Genomic DNA, 20,470 nt, shown 5'->3' on the forward strand with positions numbered 1-20,470 from the left:
AATACGCAAGGTATGATTAGGTCCTACCACCTTATGGAGACTGCGGCAACTGATGCAGTAATACTCTCTCAATAGTCTCATCTCCGGCATAGTCTAGAAGAACTATTCTAGAACTGCTAATATTATCTAGAGCATATCACTGTTTTTTTCTGCGTGTCAACAAAAATCTGCAAAAAACGACATTATTTCGAGACTCTTTTAAGATAAAAAGTAGAATTATGTCGTTTATTATGTCAGAGATGATTCCGGCAGGTCTGCGGGGAGAGGCCCATATATTTCTTGAATAGCCTTGAAAAATAAAAACTATCCCTATAATGAAGCATTCCCGCTATCTCCTGCACCTGCAGGGAGGTATTTAGCAGCAAATGCTTGGCCTCGGCCATCTTCAGCCGGTGGATATATTCATGCAGCGGGTACCCGCTGCTGCTCCGCACTGTGCGGCGGAGTGTAGACATGGACAGGTGCAGGCGCTCGGCCATCCCCGGCAGATCCGGCTGCTCATAGATGCAGGCATTCAGCGCCTCCCGGATCAGCGGCATGGCTTCCTGCCGCCACGGGCGGCGGCTGCCCTGGAGCTGCAGCGAGCATTCCAGCAGCATCTCCTCCAGCAGCAGCGCAGCCCGGTCCGCATCACCGGGAACATCTCCGGCCATGTAATCCAGAACCTTTTCAAAGGACACTTTCAGCCCTTCCGCCTTATCCCCCCGGGTTACCTCTCCACCCGCAATCATTCCCGCTTCCAGCCATTCTGTGACACGGCTTCCGCTGAAATTAATATAGTATTCATCCCAATACCCGCCTGGGGGCGGTCCGAAGCTGTAGCTATAACCGGGTCTGAAAAAAAACAGGCTTCCCTCATGGACCTGCTGCTCCGGTCCTCCGTTCTCCGTATAAGTTCCGCCTCCTGCGACTATATATACAAGTGCCCAGTGTTCAAAGGTGACACCCGAACGAAACAGCGTTCTTCCCGGCAGATGACCGGCTTGCCCGACACGAATCGACTTCAGGCGCAGCCTGGCGGCCTCCACCTTCGGATCAATAATTCTTACTGGATACGGGCTGATCATATAATCCATGAGCTTGGGCATACACTGCATTCCTCCATGTGTTCAGGAGTGGTATGTTGATAATGAAGATGATCATATTCTACATGAATAAGAGGTGTCCACGCTATGTCTGATGTTGTTCACTTACAGCTTTTTCCCCGGCCGCAGAAGATCACGGTATCCGCAGGACAGTTCCACCTTCCTTCCCGGGGCAGCATTGTGCTGGCCGGTGAGGATCAGGTGTCTGCCCTTCCCGCAGCCCGCAGGCTTCAACAGACCGCTTCCGAGGTGGTCCGTCTCAGTCTGCCTCTGTCCATAGGGCAGCGGTCTGCCACAGTTCCGGCTTGCACTTTCCGCTATAACCCACTGCTTGCAGAAGGAGCCTACGAGCTGCACATTAACGAAAAAGGTCTCATTGCCGCTTACGGTTCTCCGCAAGGCGCTTATTATGCAGCGGCGACGCTGAAGCAGCTCCTTGTGCAATTCGGCAGAACTGTGCCTTATCTGCATATTCAAGATCAGCCGGACTTCGCCGCCAGAGGACTGATGCTAGATATCAGCCGCAACAAAATCCCCCAGCTGGAAACCCTGTACCGGATCATTGATCTCATGGCGGACCTCAAGCTGAATCAGCTGCAGCTATATATAGAAGGAGCTCCGTTTGCTTACGAATCCTTCCCGCAGGTATGGGAGCTGGAAACTCCGCTCACCGGCGATGAAATCCTGCTGCTGGATGCCTACTGCCGCGAGCGGTATATTGAGCTGGTGCCCAACCAGAACAGCTTCGGCCATATGGAAGGCTGGCTGACCCGGCCGGAGTTCAACCATCTGGCAGAGATCCCCGAAGGCTTCATGCTCCCGGATCAGATGTATGACAGCGATTTATACCCGGAAGGATTGTTCATGCATCCCGGCACCTTCCATACGGAGGACCCTGAGGTATTGCAGCTTCTGGGCACGATGTATGACGACCTCCTTCCCTACTTCAGCTCAGAGATGTTCAATGTCGGCTGCGATGAGACTTATGAACTGGGACTTGGCGCAAGCCAGGCGCTGGCGGAGTCTTCCGGCAAAGGCGAGCTGTATCTCTCCTTCCTGCAGAAGATTCACGGACTGGTCAAGCAGCGCGGCAAAACCATGCAGTTCTGGGGCGATATCATCATCCAGCATCCCGGGCTGATCCCCCGGCTGCCGAAGGATATCATCGCCATGGAATGGGGGTACAGCGCGGCTCATCCTTTTGAAGCGGATACCCGCAAATTCAAGGAAGCAGGCATCCCGTTCTATGTCTGTCCGGGGACCAGTTCCTGGAACTCGCTCACCGGCAGGACCGACAACATGCTCGCCAATCTGCGTAGCGCTGCGGTGCATGGGAAGAGAAACGGCGCTGTCGGCTACCTGATTACCGACTGGGGCGATTTCGGCCACTGGCAGCATCTGCCGGTCAGCTATGCCGGATTCGCCTACGGGGCAGCACTGGCCTGGAATGTAGACGGGAATCTGGAGGCGGATGTGGCGCATTATCTGAACACGGCGGTCTTCCAAGACCGCTCAGGAACCATCGGACAATTGCTGCTAGATCTGGGGAACTACTATAAGCTGGAGTCGGGCACGGTCCGCCCGAATGACACGGAGATGTCTATGCTGCTGCGCAGCCATCTGGAGCATGTGCAGCTGGCTACGAAGCTGCCTGTAGAGCAGCTTGACAGGCTTGAGCAGTACATCCTCGGCCTTGAAGCCCGGCTTGAGCAGCCGGTTCTGGAATGCAGCGATGCCGGGCTGGTGATCCAGGAGCTGCGCAGCGGCATTCACTTCGTGAAGCATGCCGTGCAGCTCACCCGGCTCAAGCAGCAGCTCGCCGCAGCCGATTCGCAGCCCCAGGCAGCGCAGGTTCAGGCGCTGATCCATGATCTGGATCTGCTGCTTCACCAGTACCGCCAGCTCTGGACCCGGCGCAACCGGCCGGGCGGCCTGGAGCGCAGTGTCTCGAAGCTGGCCCGCCTGCGCGGGGAATATACCGCACTTGCCGCCAAGCTGAGTGGGGCGGCTGTGGAGTAAAGCTTCTTCTATCAACTGGTTGCTGAGTGATCCAAATGAAGCCCCATCACATGGTATAAGGTCCGCTCCAGATAATCATGCAGGAAGAAACGCGAGCTTACAAAATGAGCGGCCATATCGGGAGACTGATACTGTTCCAACGCTGCTGTCATGCGCGGGAGGACCGCCTCTCGCCCATGGCGGTTATGCCGGTAACTGTTCAGCAGGGACTGCCATTCCGCCTCATCCCCCGGATACATCTCCCAGCGGTAGACGTATTTATGGATAGCCCGCGAACGATCTGTAGCATCTTCAAAATCATGCATTACCGCAATCAGTCCGGCAACATCTTTGTTGAGCCGGACTTCATCAACCAGCTTCCAGATCAGATTATAATAATCCTCCAGCCTGTACCTTCCCTGAAGCTCACGCGCCTTCCCGGCAGGAATGCCGTGGAACCGCTCCAGGAAGCGGTCAATAAAAGTCTCCGTATCCGCCTTCCGGTTCCAGGCCAGCTCAGCATGAAGCAGCATGGGATACCAGGTCGTTTCAAAGATTCCGTAAGGGACTCCCAGACTGAACGGGCCGGTCCAGTTCGTAGCCACCACGCAATCAAGGTGGAGACGACCGGCTGCTTCAGCCCACTGCCGCAGATTATCCGTCCGGTTATCCAGCACAGGATAATTCTGATGCTCTGCCGAGTCGAAGCTGCGGACCGCCGGTGCTCCCATCACTTCAATGCCGAGAGCTCGGAATTTGTCCGCCAGCCCTGAGACCTCCGCTTCAATATTGCGGCCGTTATAGATCCAGATCATCGCTACACTGCGCGGGTCCAGCTTCGCCAGTTCCTCAGGCGGGCATTTATCCAGCATGTCATGCCAGAATACCGGCGTTCTGCCCCGGCTTGAAGTGAATTCAATCAGCCGGTTCAGAAAGGCGATGAACGCCCGCTCCCGGATTCCGCCGAAGGCTTCCCGGCATTGCGCACACTCACACAAGCTATACACTTCATCACAGCCTAGATGAATATAAGGGGAGTCCGGATGAGCCTCCATCATCTCCTCCAGCAAATCCGTAATGAGCTGATAGGATTCCGGACGGGACGGGCAGATTTCTCCGCTGGAAGACTCGGTCTCCCGGAGATGCCGCCAACGGTCGTGCCGAAGCACATATTCCAGATGCCCGAAGCTCTGCTGAAGCGGAATAATCTCGATAAAATGCTCCTTCGCAGCGCCCAGCAGCGCCTCCAGCTGCTCCGGATTCAGCGCATGCTGCGGGTGCGTCAGCTCCTGATACTTCCGGAACGGAAACTTGTCTTCGTATTCGATCAGGACCGCATTGATCTTGTAGTTGGAGAAATCAGCCAAATAACGGACCAGCAGCTCCGGCTTCGAGAAGGTCTGGCGGAGGTCATAGTTCATCGCACGCAAACGGGTATCCGGCCAGTCCATAATGGTGACTGCGAATATCTCTCCCTGCGGATTCCGCAGCTGCAGCAAGGTCTGGAGCCCATAATACAGCCCGGCGGCCTCCGTAGCCCGGATGCGAACGCGATGCTCAGACACCTCCAGCAGATAACTCTCCTTCCGGCCTTCCAGCAGCGAAAGCTCCGCTTCCAGCACTCCAACTAGCCCGGCTCCCGCTACGCCGTTCTCACCGCTGCCCCCTCCCAGCGCTCCTTTCTGCAGACGCTCACCCGCAGACGTTCCCGCCGCGCTATGCAGCAGCAGAGAATAGCCGCTGCCTTCTGTGGAGCTGGCCAGCTTCGCCCCGGGAAAAGCACGGCGGCAATGCCGCTCCAGCCTTGGCTCCTCCTGCTCCATCATCAGACTCAGCCATACTCCGTCATTGATTTGAAAAGCGCTTCCGTCCTCTAGCTTCAACTGTTGCGGTTCTGGCAATAAATTATACACGGCTCTCCTCCTTATCTTGCAGCTTCATTCCCCGCTCAGCTGCACATTCTGCATACGGTCGTAAGCTTCCTTATATACGCCTACCAGCTTATCCACGCCCAGATTGTTCATTTCCTCCACATACTTATCCCACTCGGCCAGATTTCTGGAGCCGGTGACGAATTTGGCGAAGCTCTCATCCCGGTGCTTGTTGATCGCTTCCCCGGTAAGCGAGATCACTTCATTCTCCTGCTCGGTGAAGGCCGGGCGGGGCTGCATGGCGGACGGGTCATACTTGGCCGCTTCTTCATAAGCATGCTTCAGGTTATCGGAGAACAGCGACAGATGGGCATTGAAGTCGATCCAGGTATATGTGCCGCTGGTCTGCAGCCCGGTCTGCTTGCGCATTTCGGTCACATCGCTGTATTCCGGCTTGAACTTGATCGTATCGCCTTCTTTGGTATAGGTCTCCCCCTCCTTGCCCCAGCTGGCAAGTGTACGCCCATCCTCTGTATAGAAGAAATCCATATAGGCCATGATGTCTTCAATCTGCTTCGAGGTCGAAGCCACTGTCAGACCGCTCTCCAGATAGTGAAAATAAGGATTGAGCTGCTTGCCGTCCGCCAGACCTGCGGGTGGAGCCAGGAACTGCATGTTGTATTCAGGGTTGTCTTTCTGCATCGCATTGTTGAAGAAGTCAATCCGGCTGATATAATCGACGGTGACAAAAGACTTGCTGGTAGATACCATATCCTGCCACTGTTTTGTCTGCAGCGAGAGGAAATCCGGAGGAATCAGCCCTTCATCATAGAAGCTTTTCCACATGCCGAGCATTTCCTTATAAGCGGGCTCCGTTGGCCCGTAATGCCACTCACTGTTATCAAAATTAAAATATGCTCCTTCACTGGTCCCGAAGTTTATCGTCATGCTGGCATTCAGCTCATCGGGGTTCTGCCCGTAACGGATGGAGAGCGGAAAGCTATCCGGGTATTTCGCCTTCAGCACCTGAAGAGCTTCATGAAGCTCCTCATAGGTCGTTGGCGCCTTCAAGCCTTCCTTGTCAAAAACATCCTTCCGGTACATCCAGACTAAGCGGTTCGTCTCTCCGAAGCCCTGGTTCGGGAACATATACATCTTCCCGTCTGCGGACAACGCCGCCTTAGCTTCATCAGGATACTGCTGGATCCACTTGCTCAGGTTCGGCATCTTGTCCATATACTCCTTGATATCCACCAGAGCACCTTGCTGGCCGAATTTGTTAGATTCCTTACGGTTCGGCATATATAGGATGTCCGGCAGGTTTTTGGAGGCAATCGCCAGATTGAGGCTTTCTTCAAGCTCCCCGGAAGGCGTCTGCACCTTCAGGGTGACACCGGTCTTCTCCTTCAGCCAGCTCCAGACCGGCCAGGACTCCGAATAAGGAAACGTAGCATTGTTGTCCAGCAGCGCCGTGAAGGTCTTGACCGGCAATGCAGACGGACTTCCCGAACCTTCACCGCCCTCCTGCACTGCAGCTTCCGGCGCGGCTGCATTCTTATTGTTGCCGCTGCAGCCGGACAGAAGCAGCGTTGCCATCACGGTAAGCAGACTTGCAGTCATCCATTTTCTCATATAAGCCACTCCCATTCCTATGAATTGTACTGTTCGTTGTCAGCCTTTGACGGCTCCAATCATTGCGCCTTGGACGAAATACTTCTGGATAAACGGATACACGGCCAGAATCGGAAGTGTTGATACCATAATCGTCGCATATTTCAGCGATTCTTCAACAATCTGATTATCCCCCCCAATACCGGTTACATCTCCTGAGCTGGAGGTGCCGGCAAGGACCATATTGCGCAGCAGTACCTGCAGCGGGAACAGCTCCGAGGAGCGCAGATACAAGAGCGGGCCGAGGAAATTATTCCACATACTCACTGCATAGAAGAGCGCAATCGTCGCAAATGAAGCTTTGGACAAGGGGACGATGATACGGGCAAAGATACCGATGTCATTCAATCCGTCCATACGCCCCGACTCCTCCAGCTCCTTCGGAATGCCCGCGAAGAACGTGCGCATCAGAATCAGATTCCAGGTGCTCACTGCACCCGGCAGCACCATCCCCCATACGGTATCGACCAGATTCAGAGAGCGGACCACGAGGAAGGTGGGAATCATCCCGCCGCTGAAGAACATGGTGACTACAATAAGCATGGTCAAGCTTTTGCGCAGCGCCATATCGCTCCGCGACAAGGCGTAAGCTCCCGTGGAGGTGATGAGCAGGGAGATCAGTGTACCCGTAAAGGTGTAGACGATCGTGTTCTTGTAAGCTACCCAGATCTTGGAGTCCTCCAGTACCACTTTATACATGTCAAGGTTAAAGCCCTTGGGCCAGATGGACACTTTATTCTGGATGACATTAGAATCACTGCTAAGCGACACCGCCAGCATGTGTACAAACGGATACAGCGTAGCGGTCACAACCATCAGCAGCGCAATCCCATTGATTATACTGAACAGGTTCATCCGGAATTTCATAATAAGCACCTCTTTTTTACCATAGACTGGTTTCACTTATGCGGCGGCTGATCCAGTTGGCACTATAGATGAAGACCAGACTGATCATCCCCATGAATAGGTCTATGGAAGCACCGTAGCTGAAATTACCCTGCTGCATACCGACTCTGTATACATAAGTGCTGATAATATCCGCAGTTTCGTAAATCGCCGGATTCTGCATCAAGAAGACCTTCTCGAAGCCTATCTCCAGCACCTGCCCGATATTCAGAATGAGTGTAATGACAATCGCGGGAGAGATACCCGGCAGCGTAATATGCCAGATCCGCCGCAGTCTGCCTGCTCCGTCCATTTCTGCCGCTTCGTACAGCTGGGGATCAATGGCAGTTAGCGCAGCCAGATAGATGATGGTCTCCCAGCCGATATGCTGCCAGATTTCCGAGAGTACATAAATGATACGGAAGAAACCCGGCTCGTTCATGAAGTTAACAGGCCCGATGCCAAGGCCGCCGAGCAGATTATTGATCAGCCCTCCCGTTGGCGAGAGAAACATAATCACCATACTGGCAACAATGACATTGGAGATGAAATGCGGAAGATAGCTTACCGTCTGCACGAGACGTTTGAAGGATGCCTTCCTTACCTCATTCAGCAGAATCGCGAGCAGGATCGGGGCAGGAAAGCCGAATACCAGCCGGTATAATCCAAGCAGAAAGGTATTCTTCATCAGCAGCAGGAAATCCGGGTTCTCCAGAAACATCCGGTAATATTTGAAGCCCACCCAGTTGCTGGCCCAGATCCCCTTGAACAGATTGTAATCCTTAAACGTGATCACCAGCCCGAACATCGGCAGATACTTGAAAATCAAATAATACAGCAGACAGGGAAGAAACAGCAGCCATAATAATTTGTTTCTTCTCCAGGTCTTCATCACCCGTTCCCTCAGCTGCGGCCGTTCCCGGTTTCTCCCGGCGGTTGTCTCCGGCAGTGCATTTGCTTGCCCCATACGCATCCCCCCTAAATACTGTAGTGATGTTAGCTTATTTCCCCTTTCAAGCCGGGAGTTATGGTTGAATTATAGAAATAAAATCAGTGATAGCGCTATCAGCATGTTATATTACATATCGCCCGATTAGCGATTTTCTAAGAATCGGCGTATAAAAAGAAGAAAGTGCATATTGTCCGTGTGAGCTTTCGGGAGCTATGATGGTATAAAAAGAATGTCCATAGCAAGGGGGACCATCATGCGCAGAAGAACAGACTTTAAATTTGCTTTCAACGCCTTGTTCGTGAAGCTAATGCTGAGCTTTCTCAGCGTTATCCTGCTGCTGGCTTCTTTCAATCTTGTCTCTCATCTATATCTGAGCAAGAAGGTCTATCAGGAGATGGTCCGCCAGAATGAGCTGGGTCTCAAGCAGACCGCCCTGAGCTACGAGAATCATTTCCGGCTGACACAGAACATCATTCTAACCCTTAACCGATCGCGTACATGGACGGCCAACCTGGGCCTCTTGAGCCAGGTCCGCGAGAACAGGCGTTATGATGTGGTCCGTGAGGTCAAATCGGATCTGGCGAACGTCTACTCCAACCCGTTCCTGCATATTGAGAACTTCATTCTCTATTTCAAAGAAGCGGATTATGTTTTTGAAAAGGACGGCACCAGCAGTATGAACGATATGTTCTCCAAATATTATGCCAGCAAGGAGTATCCGCCGGATTATTGGAGCCGGCAGACGATGGGCAATCAGTACATGAGGGTCCTGCCTGCAGCTAATTTTAGAGAGAGTACGATGAATTCCTCGCGTCCGCTCGGGTCGCTGCTGCCGCTGGTCACCCAGGTTCTTCCCAATAAGGAGGTCTATGGCATTGTCATGCTGAATGCACGCGAATTGCACACGGCTTACGGGGATGGGAGCGCAAGTCCGTTCTATATTCTGGATGCAGACGGCGTCATGCTGTTCTCCACCTCGGCAGACCGGCCGGTATTAAGCGACATCTCCGGGAGCATCAGCTACCATGAGCAGGTCGGAGACCAATATTATTTCTATCAAAAAGGCGGGCAGACCGGATTCACTTATGTCCAGGTTACACCAGCCGCTGCAGTGACTTCCGGGATGCGCCAGATGCAGCTGCTGCTGGCCGCCCTGCTGACTGCCGCCGTGCTCACCAGTATTCTGTTTTCGCTGTTCTTCAGTTACCGTCTTAACCGGCCGCTGCAGCGGCTGATTGCAGCACTGGAGCGCAAGTCGGGTACAGGCGCGGGTAAGCTAAGCAGCGTGAAGGAATTCGCTATCATCGGGGACCGCATGAGCCGTATTCTGGAGACCAACCAATTCATTCAGACCGATCTGGAGCATAAAAATTCGCTGGTGCGCTAGTACGCCTACTCCCATAAAATTAAGAACATCCCCCTGAACCCCAATCTGCTGGATCTGGAGGATGCCCAAGCGGAAGACCGGCCGTATGCAGCCGTGCTGTTCAAGCTCAGCTTCAAGAAGCCGTCCCAGAGCCCGGAGAAGGATACCCTGATGCTGTGGCAGCTGATCCAGCACCTGTTCCTGGGCAGCGAAGGGGATATAGTGGCTGTGCAGCCGGAGCAGAACCAGCTCCTGCTGCTGCTGTTCCAATGCGGACCGCAGAGCGCTATTCTTCAGACACTCCAGACTCTGAAGGAGCTGCTGGAGGTGGAGCCCGCCTTTTATTTGACCATCGCGGTAAGTCCTGTCTACTCCGGAGAGACTCCGATTACCGGTGCTTACGGGATTCTCTCCTCACTGCTTAAAGAACGCAGGCTGAACGAAGAAACCCAGATTATCGTAGAGCCGCGCGCTTCATCGGCCCGTTCCTTTCATGTCAAGGTAACCCATGGGGAGGAGCTATCGGGCCTCCTGCTGTCAGGCAATGAGGAAGCGGTGCTGGGATGGCTGGCCAGACAGCTGGAGCAGTTGAACCAGAAGGACGCTGCGGCCGAAGATTTCCGGGCCTTTGCCGCGGGAGCGGTGGAGCAGGCGGGCAAGACGGTAATGAAGCTGGGGTTGGAGGAGGCTGTACTGATTCAGCCGGCTCTTAAGGAGAACTTCGAGAGCTTCTATTCCACCGGGCAATATAAGGAATGGCTTCACGCAATGGTCCGGCCGATCCTTGCTGCTATGCGGGCGAAATCCGAGACCAGGGACCCCGTACTTGCCTTTATGCTGGACTATCTGGATAAGCACTACGGAGAGAATATCAATCTGAATCTTGTTGCCGACAAGCTGAATCTGAGTCCGGGCTATCTGTCTACCTTCTTCAAGGAGAAGCAAGGCATCAATTTCAGCGACTATCTGAACAACCTGCGGATCAGCCATGCCAAGGAGCTGCTGATGAACGTCGACCTGCGCATTCAGGAGATCGCACTCCAGGTCGGCTACCTGAATGTCAATTCCTTCATCCGTATGTTCAAACGCGCCTCCGGCCTTACGCCCGGCGAATACCGCAAAAGCCATGCCAGCGGAGGACTGCCCGCTGCGGAAGACGGGACTTGAGGCGGTCCGCTTCCTCTGCCTCGAGTCCATACGCACGCAAAGAAAAGGCTGCTGATCTAAGCTCAGCAGCCTTCCGTTCCAGTCTGGATTCTCTGTGGTTCCTATTTATCACCTGCCTAACTCACAGTCAGAACCGGTTTATTGGCTGTGTTTTCTTTGCTGTTGAAGCTTATCGTTGCACCGTTATTGTTCTCAACCTGCAGCTTGAAGGTCATTTTCTTATCGCCGCCGAGCTGGCTATTCACAAAACCCGCTGCATCGATAGTGTACCAGCCGGCTGTAGATACATTAATTGTGCCAACCAGCACTGCACCTGTACTGCCCGGCTGATTGTTCCAGGTGATGCCTCCTGTTCCCGACTCTATCCATTCATCACTGCCGGTAAGTCCGTATACCTTCACAGGCGTTGACGCAGATACGGCATTACAGTATATCTTCAGTAGAGCAGAAGCAACGGGTGATCCAGTACGACCGGTAAGATCGAATCTTACAAACCCTTTCCGGTTATAGCCCTCATCCGCATCTCCCTTTACATCGACTGTTGTTGCTGTTCCATAGTTGGTTGCCGCATAGGTGCCGTCTCTTACATAGGCATCTCCATTTGTAATATAGTCGGTTGGTGCACCTGAGGATGCGCCTCCTCCCATGAAGGCGACCATCGCCATACCCGCTGCATTGCCTGATATGGTAACCTCATTGGTAGCATAATCTCTGCGGTTATCATGCCAGATCATCCGGTTGTCATTGAACTGCACGATCCCCGGATCTTCCTGCCCGGCAAGCAGCGGGTCCTGCTGGTCTACAGCGTACTGGCTGCTGGTCTCAAACCCCTCACTCCAGGCTCCGCGGAGCTGGTAATTCGGGTTATTCACACGGTTCAATGTGGTTACACGGTGGCGGGGATTTTTAAACCAGGTTGTACCCGCACCATTTAACTTACTAACACCCCACGGATTCCTTCCCAGCATGAAATCAATCTGCTGCTGGGCCAGAACCGCATATGTGGTATTTCCGGTTAATTCCTGATACATCATTGCTTCTACCGCATTATTGCTCATGGCTTCATACGTACCCCATTTGGGTTCACTGCTGGTATTCCAGAATTGCCCGGCAGCATAATTCTTTTTCAGGTTCAGATGATTATTCATCCGGCCTGCGGCAGTATTCTTATAAGCCGGATCAAGGGAGGCGACCTCATAGTTTGCCCAGTGATAGGCTCTGGACCAGTTGAGGCTTGTGTTACTTTTGTTGTACCATTCTCCCGCACTGTCACAGAACGATTTCGCTTCTGTTAAATAGACGGCGGTACCTGTGGCCCGGTAGAGTTCGGCAGCCGCCCAGGCCATATCGTCTTTATAGTCCGTATCCACGTAGAATCCGTCCGCATCCCCGGCAATTCCCGTCCTTGTCTTACCCCAGGTGTAGATCTGCTGGGCTGCAGTCAAATAGCCGGCAGCTAATGCAGCATTATAGACCGGTCCGGCAGCATCTCCCCATATTTTAGCTCCTAGCGCTAAGGCAGCTGCAGCTTTTCCGGCCAGGTTTGCGCCTGTACCGGCAGGGCATGGATGCACCGGACGCGCCGCGCCATAGATCGTATTGTCATTTTGCGGCCAGGTTTTGCTGCGGGAATCCAGATCATCATTCTCGACATCATGGTCCAGGCCGTCGGCTACTTCCATATACAGAATCTGGTTGGTGTTGTCCCACAGCTTGAGAATGAAATCAAGACCTACCTTCGCTTCCATCAATGCTCCGGCCGCGCCTCCGGGAGCAGGAAAAGCTTCCGGATGGTGGATATAAGTCGTTAGCATCACATCCGTAACATGTCCGATAGTGCTCAGAAATTTGATATAATCCGAGGCATCATGCCAGCCCCCGGTAAAGTCCTTGGTGCCGGAAGCACCATCCGGCTTTCCGTCAATGGATGAGTTCGTTCCCGTCATATGGCATACGCCATGATCCTGCGGACTGGTATTCCCACACCGCTGCACTTTGAAGAACTGCATGGACAGATCGGCCAGACTGCTGTAAACCGAATTGCTTATAGCGAAGACCGGGGACTTATAGGCGTTGATTTTTATATAATATCCGCTTCCGGCAGTAGTTAGTGCACTGAAATCTATAGCATAGGAATAAGCACAATTTGCACCACCCGCGTCACCCCAGCTCCCTTTACTGGCTGTGGTAATGGTTCCGTTCAATACCGAGGTGTTGTTTGAATTGAACACATCATATCTAACTCCGCTCAAGCCCGTGCTTGATAATACGATGGCTATTTTAGCCGCAGCCGGACTGTATCCAACCTGGTTAACCCTTATAAATATGCCGCTTACACTAGCTTGAACCGAATCCGGTGAATTCATATCTTTGTACACGCCCTTTCATTTTTCACGTGCAAGGTGCTGTAATTTATATGAAGCCGCCTGCCTCACCCAATCACCTCCATGAAGTCATTTAAATGTCAGGCTGTAAACCGCTGTACCTTGGAGCGGTGTACCTGCATTATAACCAGTCCTATCATGGGAATTAAATCCTCATATGTTATTTATATCGTCTTTTTTTACGGATAGCGAAGAAAATGAATACATAAATGGCAAAGTGTATAGGGTCAGTTCACCGTTTCCGTGATGCTGCTATGAAGCCCTTCAGACAGGTGATGACCGTGAATCCTATGAACAAGAAAAGAAACCTTTCCGCCAACATGGAAAGGTTTCTTTGTACGTCACTCCGCCGCCCAAGGCTGGGCAACGGACAGGACCGTCTCCCCGCTGGCCGCCGCCTGCTCCATGAGCAGGGCCAGGTATTGGTCCTGGCAGCCCTCTGCCAGACTGTAGAATGAAGGGCCGCCCTCTACATGCTGCTGCATTCTATCCAGACACTCGGCAATAGCAATCTCCTCATCCGTAAGCCGGGCAGGAATAAATGGATTGCGGTACAGCCACTCCCCCTCCCCCATGATTCCCCGGAGATGCAGGCCTTCCAGATTGCCGCCATGACCGGCATCTATCCGCCGCAGCTTAGTGTAGACCGGAGTGTCATAACTCTGTAGCCAGGATACCTCGTCATTCATGATCTCACCGCGCTCTCCCCGGACGAGCAGCCTGCTGGCCCGGGTCCAGGAGAAATACTGGTCACGGGTGAAATCATAGACCCCCAGCCGGTCCCCGAAATCCAGGGTAGCCAGTGTCTGATCGGTCTGAATCAGCTCCTCCGCAAGAGGAGGCCCGCTGCGCTGCGGCCCCTTCATAATAGCTGAACCGAAGCTCTGAGCCCGGATAGCCGCCTTCTCGAAGCGGACATCCAGCAGCTTGCGGATGAGGCTGATCCCGTGATAGCCATGGGCCACCGATACCTGCGCCTGACTGATTCTCCCGAGTCGTCCCGAACGCACTAGCCTGATTCTGGCTGCATGCATCGGCTGGTACATATACTGCTCAGCGATCTGGATAACGGCTGAACGGTCCACCGCATTCCATAGCTGAAGAAGCTGTTCCAGATCCGGCGCCGGAGGCGTCTCGGCCAAGACGGGAACCCCTTCGGCAGCCAGTCTAATGATGCTACCTTTGCTGACCTCGCGGTTCAGGCAGATTACTGCGAAGGAATAACCGCCCGCTGCAACAAATAGATCCAGCGAGGTGTACACTTCCACTCCCAATATTCTCTTCAATTCTTCGGCTTTATCCTTATTGCGGACGTACATGGCCGCAATAGCAAAGCGCTCAGGCAGGGCCTTGGCGATCCGCAGATAGAATTCTGCCCGCCAGCCCCCGCCCACCAGTCCAAATCTGATGATTCCCATGACCCCACCCCCCTTCTGTAATACTCACTATGGTCTATTTCTGTTATTTCTCTGCCCCGCCAGCACTAATTTTCGTGGGTAGAATAGCCCGATTACCCTCCCCGGGCCTACTTTCCAAATTTTGATTGAAATAGGACGGACGTAGGATTATAATCAGGTCACATACCCACTTTTTACCTATTGTTAGTAAGACAATACATAATTGACAGGAGATAAGCCTATGGATTGGCTTCATGCTTATGAGGACGAGCTCCGTGTGGTCTTTGAGGAGAGCCGCAGGGTGATCTCTGCGTTTCCAGAGCCGCTTAATGCCCGCGGCCTGTCGTATCTCAATCAGTTCAACGTGTTCCACCCGGACAGCCACAAGAATTACATCTGTTACCTGCTGCCCTTCTGGCTCCAGGACCCGTGCAGCCTGAACCCCGAACTGGCCCGCAGGATGTCCGCAGGTAACATCTTCCTCATGCTCTACTTCTTCCTCCAGGATGATCTGATGGACAGCCCGGAGGCCTCGGCTGCGCAAACGCTGCCGCTTGCCAATCTGCTCTATGTCGAGTTTCTGGCTACCTACCTTCCGCTGTTCCCGGCGGACTCTCCCTTCTGGCCCTGCTTCAGCCGTTACATCAGCGAGTGGGCAGACAGCGTAAGCGGGGAAGCCGGCAGCGATTACTTCCTGAATGACCGCATCCGTATCTCCCATAAGGCCAGCCCGCTTAAGCTCAGCAGCACGGCTGCGCTGCTGCTCTCCGGCCAGTCCTCCTCCATTCCCGAGGCCGAAGAGATGATTCACACTGTGCTCTTGACCTTGCAGCTGCTTGATGACTACGAGGATTGGGAACAGGATCTGGAGGACAGCAGCTATAACTGCCTGCTGTCACTGGTACGCTCCAGTACCGGGATAGCCGCAGAAGAACCACTGACCGAATCAGCAGTGAAGGACTTCCTCTATGTAGCAGGCGGACTTACCGGATATGCTGCAACGGCCCAAGCCAACCAGCTCATCCTGGAGGAGGCCAGCTTACAGCTGCCCTTGCTGGTGTCCTTCCATCTCGTGCTCGTGCAGAACCTGCAGCAGATCGCCGCAGCCATTGAAGCGCAGAAGCAATTGCTGCTGGGCGGGGGGCTGGATTACTGGCTATCTTCGCACTCGAATCTCTCATAATTTATGCAAATAGCAATAGAATTATAGAATGGCCTATGCTATACTAAAAAGGCAATTATAACCATTTCGAAAGGGTGATTGTATTGTCAGTAGGAGTTCTTAAGAACCAGGTGATTCAGAAGGCGTGGGAAGATCCGGCTTTCAAACAAAGACTGCTTGCAGATCCGAAGGCAGCGCTCCAGGAAGTGCTGGGCATCAACCTTCCTGACAACATTACACTGAAGACCGTAGAGGAAGGCTCTAATGAATTCTACCTGGTCATTCCCCCAAGCCCTTCTTCCGATGTAATGAAGACACGTATCACCCCAATGGGAACCTGGTAGCATACTCAAGTCAACCTATTATCGGGAGTTGGAATCGTCCGGCCCTTCTGCACGCGGCAGAATGGTGATGGACTCGGTTCCAACTCCTTTTTTGCTCATAAAACGAATTTCGCCCTCCATCGCTTCAATAATACGGAAGGTAACCATCAGCCCGAGCCCCGTGCCCTTCGTCTTATTGGAGGAGAAATATGGCTCGCCCAGACGGCTAAGCACAGCTGGTTCCATACCTGCCCCGTTATCCTTAATATGAATATGTACCTTATCGCCCCGGCTGTAGGCCAGCAGATGAATCGTGCCTTCCTCCCCCAGGGATTCAATGCTGTTCTTGATGATATTAATCATCGCTTGCTTGAACTTCGAGGAATTCCCTTTGACCCGCAAGCCGTCTTCCACCTCCAGAATCATTTTGCCCCCGTTCAAATGGCATAAAGGCAGCAGGATGCTCTGGATATGCATGAACTCTTCATTCACATAGAGCAGGGAGACCTGTTCAAATTCCGGCTTGGCAAAGGTCAGAAAATCGGTGATAATACTCGCCGCCCGGTCCAGCTCACTGAGCGCCATGGACAGGTATTTCTGCTCGTCCCCGCTCGACTTCTCGCTGAGCAGCTGGAGGAACCCCCGGGTCACCTGGAGCGGATTACGCACCTCATGGGCTACCGACGCTGCCAGCTCGCTGATAATCTCCATTTTCTCCGAACGCTGCAGTTCGTTGTTGAACAGCTCCAGCTCCTGCGAATATTTCACCACTTGGCTGTGGTTCTGCGCCAGCCGCCGTCCCAGAATCACAATCAGCGAGAGAATGAACACAACCAGCGCCCATTTCCAGTAGAAGAGATCATAATTTCCGCGTTTGAAATAATACCACAACAGCTCCAACACCCCGGTAAGGGCAGCCGTACCGAAGCCGCAGGCGAAGATGATCGCATCCTTATTGCGCTTCAGGGAGAACACGATGACGCAGCCGATCAGCAGAATGAATTGAAGAATCATAATAATGCCGACAATGTTGGTGGAGATGAAGTAGTAGAATTGCAGATACCGGCCCCCGGAGAGTGCATTTATAATGAGGAGGACACAGCAGAATAAGGAATAGGCCATCTGGAATTTGCGGAACCTGCGGATGATGCCGTATTTGCCCGCGCCGAATATTTTCTCGAACAGGAAGGTCAGTGCGGGTAACAGGGACAACAGCGCCACATCGAACAAAAATACGCTGAGCCCGCCCAAATAGCTGTAGAAGGTATACGTGAAGGGAGAGTAGGTTACAGACAGCACACCGGTAGAGGCGATAACAATAGACAGCGAAGCCGCCACAGGGAAATACTCCTTGTTCAGGAAAAATGCGCACACAAACAGCACCGCAGCCACGAAGATAAAAGCGCCGCCCAGAATCACATCTATGAGTCCGTTCTTGATATAGTCCTTGATTAGAATACTGTGCTCACCGAGCATCACCTGCTCTTTGATTCCAATCCGGTCCTGGAGCGTCTGCGTCCAGATATAGAGCGTCTTTCCGTTATCCCGCATGTCCAGGGGCACAAGCAAGGAATAATTATCCATAATAAAGCCGCGGTCCCCTTCAAAAACCAGCCGGTCCTCCACATACACCTTCACATGTAGCGCATAGATCGTCTGAATATAGACGGAGGGGGACACGTAATGATAGGAGGGCAATGTAATCTTGGTCCAGGCGGAGGATACCCCGGAAGGCTTGCGCGGCATCTCGGCCTTCGCCTCCACATCGATCCACCCCTGGTCTTCCGTTACCGGAGCCTGGAGTCCGCCATCATCCGTTCCCTCCTGCCACTTCATCTGCCAATGTCTGATCTCACCGGCGGGGGAAGCGCTTTGCGCGGACACCAGGAGGCTTCCGCAGGTTAGGCAAAGCAGAAACAATACTAACGCTGTATGTAAACTTTTGACCATCAAAGACATGCAAGCACCTCAGAGGAAAGTTTTAGAAGAAAAGTTCTGTTAGTGTTAATATTTCGCCCCATGCTATGCCCATCCCTTCAAAAAAACGGAATAAACAAAAAAAATTCCTAATTTATGCTGGAGGCCGGCAATTCAATAAGCACCTCGGTCCCTTCGCCCTTGCGGCTGTTAAACTTAATCGTGCCGTTCATCGCTTCAATAATACGGAAGGTAACCATGAGGCCAAGCCCCGTGCCCTTGGTCTTATTGGAGTAATACGGCTCTCCCAGCCGGGCCAGCTCACTGACCTTCATTCCTTCGCCGTTATCCTTCACGCTGATGATTACAGAGCTGCCTGTCCTCCAGGCCGTTACGATTATCTGCCCCTCCTCCTGCAGTGATTCAATGCTGTTCTTGATCAGATTAATGAACGCCTGCTTGAATTTGGCCGGACTGCCCGTCACTTGAAGCTCCTGCTGCAGACGCAGCTCTATCGAACCGCCCTGCAGATTAGCCAGCGGCATCAGGATTCCCGACACATGCTTCAGCTCCCCCGAGACTTCGAATACATCTACGATATCCACGCCCGGCTTCGCAAAGGTCAGGAAATCAGTAATGATCACCGAGGCCCGGTCCAGCTCCCCCACAGCCATCTGCAGATATTCCTTCTCCTTATTGCCGGAGCGTTCCCCCAGAATCTGCAGGAACCCGCGTGTGACCTGGAGCGGATTACGCACCTCATGGGCTACAGAGGCGGCAAGCTCGCTGATAATCTCCATTTTCTCCGAACGCTGCAGCTCATTATTGAATTTCTCCAGCTCCCTGGCGTATTCCAGCGCCTTCTCATGGCTTCCTGCAAACCTTCTCCCCAGAATAGCTATCAGGGAAAGAATGAACACCATCATGCCCCATTTCCACCAGTACAGATGATATCTCTCCGCCGAGATGAAGTAATGCAGCAGCTCCGCCACGGAAACCACGGCAAATACAGAGAAGCCCCCAGTGAACAGAATGGCATCTGAATTGCCCCTGCGGGCATAAGAAAGCGCCAGATACAGCAGGTAGACAAACTGGGCAATCATTAGTACACCGGTTGCGTTAATAGTCAGAACCGAATACAGCGCGTCCAGCCGGAAGGATACTGCGGCATTCAGAATAAGCGCTGCGGTACAGAACAGGGAGTAGGCCAGCTGAAATTTACGCACTCGGGTAGTGAGTCTCCGCTTGCCCGGTCCGAATAACTGCTCAAAATAAAGCGTGAACGCCGGCATAATGGTAAACAGGGCCAAATCGAAGCTGATCTGCCTCAGACGGTCCCCCCGGCTTAGAATCAGCGTCAGAAACGGGGAGTATGTAAGCAGCAGCACTCCAAAGGACAGGATGACAAGCGCCAGAAAGAAACCGCTGTGGAAGAATTCCGGCTTAAGGAACAGCAGACAGATCAATAACGCTCCGGCCATGAAGATCATGGCGGCTCCGAGTACAACGTCCACCAGATCCTGCTTCACATAAAAGGACAGCAGCTGATTATAGCTGCCGACCCTTATGTCCCCCTCGATTCCAAACTCCCCGCTGCCCGCATTCCATAGATAGAGCGGCTTCGCACTATCTTGTGCCGGTAATGGAATCAGCACCTTGTTGCCGCTATATTCCACATCCCCGCTGGAATCGTAGATTAGCCGGTTGTCTATATATGCTTTCAGGTTGTCGCCAAATACTCTATTGATCAGAATAGCGGGAGTTGCTCCCGCAGGGGGCAAGGTGATCCGCATCCAGGCGGAAGCGGTACCAGGTGGCGAAAGGGGCCTGGCCTCCCCCGCCCGCACCCATGTCCATCCGGCGGCTGGCCCTGCCATTACAGCTTCTATGCCGCTATTCCCGGCCGTTTCCCACTTCAGCTCCCAGGCCGGAATTTCCGCTTCGGTATGTGCATCCCATTCTATGGCGATCCCCGCCGGAATGATGGTTATGACAAGCAGCAGCATAATAAAGACTGCGGCTGTTCTGGTTGATGCTAACTTCATTGTGGCACCTCAGTGAATCCTTAGTTGTATTTATATAGTCCATATGATTCTTATTTTCGACAACGTTTGCACAATACCTGCCATCAGACTGCAAATAACCTCGAACCGGCTCGGTTAATTCATCTATTCCGGTTATTCTGACGGCGAAATGAATATATTAATCAGATGGGCAGCCTGGATGCCGGGCAGATTCGCCGCCGTGTAAACGGGTATAGTTGTACTATAAGATGAAGAAGACTTACAACAA

At 53.0% G+C, this 20,470-nt stretch carries 14 protein-coding genes; 5 read left to right on the forward strand and 9 right to left on the reverse strand.

Going from position 1 to position 20,470, the window contains the following annotated elements:
• Positions 1-233: 233 nt before the first annotated feature.
• Positions 234-1,088: a helix-turn-helix transcriptional regulator gene (locus tag MKY96_RS23855; protein ID WP_340943859.1), complete on the reverse strand. Its 855-nt coding sequence runs from the start codon at positions 1,086-1,088 to the stop codon at positions 234-236.
• An 84-nt stretch (positions 1,089-1,172) separates the two neighbouring features.
• On the opposite strand from MKY96_RS23855, the gene MKY96_RS23860 reads away from it, so the two are divergent.
• Entirely contained in the window at positions 1,173-3,104 is a 1,932-nt protein-coding gene (locus tag MKY96_RS23860) for a beta-N-acetylhexosaminidase (protein WP_340943861.1), read from the forward strand.
• Between the two features lie 11 nt (positions 3,105-3,115).
• Here MKY96_RS23860 and MKY96_RS23865 read toward each other — a convergent pair whose 3' ends face one another.
• The 4 genes from MKY96_RS23865 to MKY96_RS23880 are packed head-to-tail and all read right to left on the reverse strand — an operon-like array spanning position 3,116 to position 8,402.
• Positions 3,116-4,996: a glycoside hydrolase family 20 zincin-like fold domain-containing protein gene (locus tag MKY96_RS23865; RefSeq protein WP_340943863.1), complete on the reverse strand. Its 1,881-nt coding sequence runs from the start codon at positions 4,994-4,996 to the stop codon at positions 3,116-3,118.
• A 24-nt stretch (positions 4,997-5,020) separates the two neighbouring features.
• Entirely contained in the window at positions 5,021-6,586 is a 1,566-nt protein-coding gene (locus MKY96_RS23870) for an extracellular solute-binding protein (RefSeq protein ID WP_340943865.1), read from the reverse strand.
• A gap of 39 nt (positions 6,587-6,625) precedes the next feature.
• Positions 6,626-7,492, reverse strand: a complete 867-nt coding sequence (locus MKY96_RS23875; RefSeq protein ID WP_340943867.1) for a carbohydrate ABC transporter permease — start codon at positions 7,490-7,492, stop codon at positions 6,626-6,628.
• A 16-nt stretch (positions 7,493-7,508) separates the two neighbouring features.
• The gene (locus MKY96_RS23880) at positions 7,509-8,402 is read right to left on the reverse strand and encodes an ABC transporter permease (RefSeq protein WP_340944750.1); all 894 of its coding nucleotides are present in this window, start codon (positions 8,400-8,402) and stop codon (positions 7,509-7,511) included.
• Between the two features lie 313 nt (positions 8,403-8,715).
• On the opposite strand from MKY96_RS23880, the gene MKY96_RS23885 reads away from it, so the two are divergent.
• Both MKY96_RS23885 and MKY96_RS23890 read left to right on the forward strand, forming a co-directional pair.
• The gene (locus MKY96_RS23885; protein ID WP_340943870.1) at positions 8,716-9,849 is read left to right on the forward strand and encodes a hypothetical protein; all 1,134 of its coding nucleotides are present in this window, start codon (positions 8,716-8,718) and stop codon (positions 9,847-9,849) included.
• A gap of 93 nt (positions 9,850-9,942) precedes the next feature.
• On the forward strand, positions 9,943-10,995 hold the full coding sequence (locus MKY96_RS23890) for a helix-turn-helix transcriptional regulator (protein ID WP_340943872.1): 1,053 nt from the start codon (positions 9,943-9,945) through the stop codon (positions 10,993-10,995).
• Positions 10,996-11,111: 116 nt separating this feature from the next.
• Here MKY96_RS23890 and MKY96_RS23895 read toward each other — a convergent pair whose 3' ends face one another.
• Together MKY96_RS23895 and MKY96_RS23900 are read right to left on the reverse strand one after the other, a co-directional pair.
• Positions 11,112-13,361 (reverse strand): glycoside hydrolase family 9 protein, encoded by a 2,250-nt coding sequence (locus MKY96_RS23895; RefSeq protein WP_340943874.1) that lies wholly within the window; start codon positions 13,359-13,361, stop codon positions 11,112-11,114.
• A gap of 359 nt (positions 13,362-13,720) precedes the next feature.
• Positions 13,721-14,797 carry a Gfo/Idh/MocA family protein gene (locus MKY96_RS23900; protein ID WP_340943876.1) on the reverse strand — a complete coding sequence of 359 codons (1,077 nt, stop codon included), beginning with the start codon at positions 14,795-14,797 and terminating at the stop codon, positions 13,721-13,723.
• 220 nt (positions 14,798-15,017) lie between these two features.
• Here MKY96_RS23900 and MKY96_RS23905 point away from each other — a divergent pair, with 220 nt between their 5' ends.
• The gene (locus MKY96_RS23905; RefSeq protein ID WP_340943878.1) at positions 15,018-15,959 is read left to right on the forward strand and encodes a hypothetical protein; all 942 of its coding nucleotides are present in this window, start codon (positions 15,018-15,020) and stop codon (positions 15,957-15,959) included.
• Positions 15,960-16,033: 74 nt separating this feature from the next.
• Positions 16,034-16,282: an NHLP leader peptide family RiPP precursor gene (locus MKY96_RS23910; RefSeq protein WP_445321980.1), complete on the forward strand. Its 249-nt coding sequence runs from the start codon at positions 16,034-16,036 to the stop codon at positions 16,280-16,282.
• Positions 16,283-16,300: 18 nt separating this feature from the next.
• On the opposite strand, the gene MKY96_RS23915 is transcribed toward MKY96_RS23910, so the two are convergent.
• Positions 16,301-18,145: an ATP-binding protein gene (locus MKY96_RS23915; RefSeq protein WP_340943881.1), complete on the reverse strand. Its 1,845-nt coding sequence runs from the start codon at positions 18,143-18,145 to the stop codon at positions 16,301-16,303.
• A 182-nt stretch (positions 18,146-18,327) separates the two neighbouring features.
• On the reverse strand, positions 18,328-20,223 hold the full coding sequence (locus MKY96_RS23920; RefSeq protein ID WP_340943883.1) for an ATP-binding protein: 1,896 nt from the start codon (positions 20,221-20,223) through the stop codon (positions 18,328-18,330).
• Positions 20,224-20,470 lie beyond the last annotated feature (247 nt).

It is taken from the genome of Paenibacillus sp. FSL R7-0302 (genome assembly GCF_038006885.1).
GTDB lineage: Bacteria > Bacillota > Bacilli > Paenibacillales > Paenibacillaceae > Paenibacillus_AQ.